Origin of the sequence: Psychrobacter sp. TB20-MNA-CIBAN-0197 (assembly GCF_040309765.1) — a bacterium.
GTDB lineage: Bacteria > Pseudomonadota > Gammaproteobacteria > Pseudomonadales > Moraxellaceae > Psychrobacter > Psychrobacter submarinus.
This window is the reverse complement of sequence record NZ_JBEOPC010000970.1, coordinates 1-255: the sequence shown is the minus strand read 5'-3', so window position 1 is coordinate 255 and position 255 is coordinate 1. Positions and strand designations below refer to the sequence as shown.

Sequence of the window (255 nt, the reverse complement as noted above, 5' to 3'; positions counted from 1 at the left end):
GCCCTGGGCATAACTGCCGCCGCTTGCGCCGCTGCCAGTCGAGGTCGCCGTGCCAGTGCCCGGCGTACTGCTCTGGCCATTCTGCCCGGCATTGCCGCCGGTGCCGCTGCCCATCGCGCTGAGCACCGACCGCGCCGCGTCGCTGCTGCCGCTGTCACTCTCGCCGGTGAGCAAACCGCGCAAGGCTTGCGCCAGTTTCGCCGCCTGAGCGTTGCGCAGATAAACCACATGCAGATTGCTCGGATTGCTCTGCGC

1 protein-coding gene is annotated in these 255 nt (G+C 68.6%); it reads left to right on the top strand.

The window, feature by feature from the left end; all coding sequences use genetic code 11:
- Nucleotides 1-255 (top strand): hypothetical protein (locus AAEY83_RS16760; RefSeq protein WP_351060903.1); only part of this gene is annotated, 255 nt, incomplete at both ends.